Genomic DNA, 4,207 nt, shown 5'->3' on the forward strand with positions numbered 1-4,207 from the left:
GCTTTGTGACTCTTTGCTGCTCGTCCCAGAAGCCTCTCTGACCCACAGTTGTTGTGAAGATTGCTTAACCGATCATAATCGGAATCATGCCACAATCAAGTGCCTTGTTGATTTTTCGAAGTTCCCTCAAGCGGCCATGACCTGCTTCCCAAGCTGACCAGTCAAAGTGTTGACCGGATTTCGGCTTATCCTTCACCTAACAATCAAGATGAACCCCAATGAACGGAGGTGGGGAAGCCTGCTTGTCACCAACCGTCTTCCGGGAAGGCGAATTTCGATTTTTCTTCTTCTCCCGAGAGGAAGAGGAAAGCCGTATGCACATCCATGTCAGCCATGTCAGTCACCCAGCTGGTGAGACGAAGTTCTGGCTCAGACCGACCATTGAACTTGCTCGCAACATCGGGCTAAGCTCGTCAAAGCTAAAGGACGCAGAACGCCTAGTCGAGTCCCGCCAACAGGAGATCATCGATGCCTGGAACAATTAGGGAGCTGAAGTCACGAATGTTTCCGGCCACTGCGTCTGGATACTTATTGATGATGAGGAGCTTGCACTTTCTTATTCCGAGTTTCCCTGGTTCACGGTAGCCACGATTCAGCAGATTCTCAACGTCCTGCGACCATCGGCCGACCATCTCTATTGGCCGGATCTGGATGTTGATTTGTCTGTTGAGTCGATACGGCATCCCGAAAGGTTTCCGTTAAAAACGAAGAGCACTTTCTAGCCATGCCATTTACCTGAGTTTCCACCTGCAATCCACTGATGCTATTGAGTGGACGGCGGCCACACTCTCTGCAGCTATGTGATGGTAATCGTAAGAGGAGTCGAGGCTCAGCGCCGCCGCCAAACCCCTCCGCTTACAGCAACGACCCCTGGTGCTCCTGGGGCGCCAAGGCCGGCGCCGCCTCGGGTTGCTCCTCGGCCTCGCCGGCCTTCACCTCCAGGGCCTGCTCGATCACCCGGTCGGTGAGGGCATCGAAATAGGCCACCAGGGTGCTTTGCAGCTCCAGGAATTCGGGCCAGAGCGTTTCATTCACAAAGGCCCGGCTCAGGCGCGCCATCACCGTGGTACGGCGCTGGCCGCGGTAGCGGTAGGGGTGGACGCCGTAGCGGCGCAGCAGAGCCACGAACAGGTGGCGCGACCACTGATCCGCCAGGGAGAAGCGGAATTCGATCGGCGGCTCCTCAGCCTCCAGCTGCTGGAGGCGGGCCTGGATGCGCTCGCGGGCCCGCTCGGCCGCATGGCGCTCCCCCTCACTGCCGGGCCGGGCGTGCAGGGCCTCGATGCGCCGCAGCTTCTCCACAAGCTGCTGCTCGGGGCCCGGCGGCAGAGCGCCGCGCTCGCGGGTTTGCTCCGCCGCGTTGAAGCCGGCGGCCTGGGATCGGGTGCGGCGTCCGATGGCGATCTCCCGTGGTCAACCGGTCGCCAGGGTAGGTACCAGCTCCGTCTACGGCAAAGGTGTTGCGGCGGCCAGAATCCACAGGGCGCCACCGTGGGCAACCCCCCTATCTGCCCAGCCCGCCATGGCCGGCCGCCCCAGTCTCAATGCCCGCTCGCTGGAGGCCCTCGGCGCCGCCCGGCTGGCGGAGCTGCTGCTGCAGCACACGGAAGGCAATGCTGCCGCCCGCCGGGCCCTGCGGCTGGCCCTGGCGGAGTCCCGCGGCCCCCAGGAGATGGCCCAGGAGGTGCGCAAGCGGCTGGCGACCCTGGATCGCTCCGAGCGCTGGCTCGATCGTCGGGCCTTCGCGCCGGTGCTGGCCGAGCTGGACAGCCAGCGCCAGGCGATCACCACCGCGATCGGCTCCCAGGCTCCCGCTCTGGCGGTGGAGCTGTTGTGGCGGCTGCTGGAGCTGGCCCCCTCCCTGCTCTATCGTGTCGATGACAGCGACGGCGCAGGCCTGGCGCTGTTCCATCGGGCCAGCGCCGACCTGGGCCGGCTGGCCTGCCGGGCCCGGCTGCCGGCGGCGGCGCTGGCGGATCAGGTGGCCGAGGCGGTGCTTGACAACCAAGAAGGCCAGTACGACCAGTTGGTGTGCCACCTGGCTGAGGCACTGACGCCGGAGGGTCTGCGGCGGCTGGGGCAGAGGCTGGAGCAGGAGCGGCCCGTGATCGGCCGGTCCGATGAGCTGCTGGTGGAGGACGAGACGGACGAGGCCGAGGAGGAGGGCGTTCTGGTGCTGGCCAACGCGATCGATCTCCATGGCGTCCAGCACGACGATGTCGCCTGGGACGACGACGGCTGGACCGGCAGCTTCGAGCCTGAGGACGACGACGACGATGGGGCCACCGACCCCTGGCAGCAACGCCAGGCCGTTCGGCTGGCGATGCTGGCGATCGCCGATGGGCTGGGGGAGGCGCAGGCCTATCTGGCGGAGTACCGCGACCATGCCCCTGCCGGGCTCAAGCGGCCGCGCCTCGTGGCCCGGGTGGCCCAGCGCCTCACGGCCGCCGGCCGGGCAGCAGAGGCTCTGGCGTTGCTGGAGGGGGTGGAGCTGACGGAGGGATGGCGCAGTGATGGCGCCCGGCCCTGGCTCGATGCCCACCTGGAGGCGCTTGAGGCCCTCGGGCGAGGCGAGGCGGCCCAGGCGCAGCGGCGCGAGTTTGCGATCGAGCGCCTGTCGCTGCCCCACCTGCGTACCTACCTGCAGCGACTGCCTGCCTTCGAGGATTGCGGGCCGAGGAGGAGTTGCTCGAGGCCGTGCTGGGGCACCGGAGCTTTCAGGCGGCCCTGGAGTTCCTGCACCGCTGGCCCGACCAGCGCCGCGTCGCCCGGTTGATCCTGGCCGATCCGAATCGGCTCAACGGCGCCGACGAACCGCTTCTAACAGCCGTGGCGGCGGGCTTGGAGGCGCGCCAGCCCCTGGCCACCAGCCTGTGCCTGCGGACAATGATCGAGGAGGTTCTCGAGACGGCCCACTCCAGCCGCTACCTGCGGGCCGTGCGTCACCTGGAGAGCTGCCGCCGCCTGGCTGCCGGCATCGCTGACTGGGGCCGCATCCCGCCGCACAATGCCTACGTGCGCGAGCTGCTGCGGGCCTATGGGCACCGCATGGGCTTTCTCAAGAAGCTGGATTTTGATGGCCTGCTGCTGCCGGAATGACAGGACGGAACGCTGTCGCTCCACAACCGCGAGTTTCTGCAGGTGAAGCCTCACGGGTGGGTCCTGCTGGTGAAGTTGCCGCATCAGAGGCGATGGCGCTTCAAACTGGTCGCGTTCACTTCGCTGCTGGTGTCATCGGCCCAGACCACCGTCACCAGCACCAGGCTGCGGCGGGGCCGGATGGGGATGAGCCCTAGTCGTACAGCAATTTCCAAGGGATGAAAGAGGTCTTGGTCAACGGCCATGGAAAGCTGCCTGTGGATCTCCTGCATCCTTGGGGCTGATCTTGTTTGGGAACCTCTGAACAACGAGCCCCCACAGAGAGCCTGAGGTCGTGATCTTTTCGAGATGAACAGTTTCTGGGCGGATCTGAAATTGATGGGCCTGATTCCACCTTATTAGAAGCTGAATCTTGCCCATCTGGGGGCATTTTGTCTTCCATGGTCACATTGCTACCCCGATCACGCACTACATAACAACCTACGACGTGTCATGAATAGGTTTGAGAGGATTGCCAGCACGTTCGCCTTGCAGCGGTTCTTGATCATGCCTCGCAGCCGCGTCTTCTGAAACCGAACGGCTGCTTGATCACCCGGAACGGGTGTTCGCCCTTGGCGCGGACATGTGCTTTGGCGGTTTCGACCAGATCATCCAGTCGACCCTCCGGTGTGTTCGGCAAAGCCCTGCGCTTTCCGGGCCACATGGCAACGCGGAAGCCAATCCCCTTTCCTTGCCTCTCGGCTCGCTTCTCGACCCCCTGATAGCCAGCATCCGCATAGACCACAGTCTCCTCTCCGTGCAGGAGATCAGCGGCTGGCGTAAGGTCGTGCACATTGGCGGCGTTGGTCTCCACCGAATGGATGAGGCCTGAGTCCTTGTCGACACCGATGTGGAGCTTCATCCCGTAGGCGAAGCCTCCCGCGCAGCGGTGGTACCACTGGTTGACCTTCTTGGTCTGGTGCATCTCCGGATCTCGTTCCCCGTAACTGTTCAGGGGGGAGAAAGCTCCGGGGCAGTTCCGCTCTTGACAGACCTCTGAAAACAGCTTGGATCTCAGGCAGAGACTGCCCGAGATGCATCCACCACCTGCCGGCATTTCTGAGAGTGA

At 63.9% G+C, this 4,207-nt stretch carries 3 protein-coding genes and 3 pseudogenes; 3 read left to right on the forward strand and 3 right to left on the reverse strand.

Annotated elements, in window-relative coordinates; all coding sequences use genetic code 11:
• The first annotated feature begins 218 nt into the window (after positions 1–218).
• Together KBZ33_RS21075 and KBZ33_RS21080 are read left to right on the forward strand one after the other, a co-directional pair.
• Positions 219–485 carry a DUF4160 domain-containing protein gene (locus tag KBZ33_RS21075; RefSeq protein ID WP_255011975.1) on the forward strand — a complete coding sequence of 89 codons (267 nt, stop codon included), beginning with the start codon at positions 219–221 and terminating at the stop codon, positions 483–485.
• An 18-nt stretch (positions 486–503) separates the two neighbouring features.
• Positions 504–722: pseudogene (locus tag KBZ33_RS21080) on the forward strand (DUF2442 domain-containing protein); the annotation flags it as partial.
• A gap of 133 nt (positions 723–855) precedes the next feature.
• On the opposite strand, the gene KBZ33_RS21085 reads toward KBZ33_RS21080, so the two are convergent.
• Positions 856–1,302 carry a hypothetical protein gene (locus tag KBZ33_RS21085; protein ID WP_255011976.1) on the reverse strand — a complete coding sequence of 149 codons (447 nt, stop codon included), beginning with the start codon at positions 1,300–1,302 and terminating at the stop codon, positions 856–858.
• Between the two features lie 220 nt (positions 1,303–1,522).
• Between KBZ33_RS21085 and KBZ33_RS21090 the strand changes: the two are divergent.
• Positions 1,523–3,099 (forward strand): annotated as a pseudogene (locus tag KBZ33_RS21090) (DUF6880 family protein).
• Positions 3,100–3,182: 83 nt separating this feature from the next.
• Here KBZ33_RS21090 and KBZ33_RS21100 read toward each other — a convergent pair.
• Together KBZ33_RS21100 and KBZ33_RS21105 are read right to left on the reverse strand one after the other, a co-directional pair.
• Positions 3,183–3,371 (reverse strand): hypothetical protein, encoded by a 189-nt coding sequence (locus tag KBZ33_RS21100; protein ID WP_255011979.1) that lies wholly within the window; start codon positions 3,369–3,371, stop codon positions 3,183–3,185.
• 189 nt (positions 3,372–3,560) lie between these two features.
• A pseudogene (locus KBZ33_RS21105) lies at positions 3,561–4,099 on the reverse strand (transposase); the annotation flags it as partial.
• Between the last annotated feature and the right edge of the window lie 108 nt (positions 4,100–4,207).

The sequence above is a fragment of the Cyanobium sp. Cruz-8D1 genome (genome assembly GCF_024345975.1).
GTDB lineage: Bacteria > Cyanobacteriota > Cyanobacteriia > PCC-6307 > Cyanobiaceae > Cyanobium.

Coding starts and splice junctions, on each gene's coding strand:
- KBZ33_RS21075 (WP_255011975.1), top strand. CDS start 219: ATGAACGGAGGTGGGGAAGCCTGCTTGTCACCAACCGTCTTCCGGGAA.
- KBZ33_RS21100 (WP_255011979.1), bottom strand. CDS start 3,371: ATGCAGGAGATCCACAGGCAGCTTTCCATGGCCGTTGACCAAGACCTC.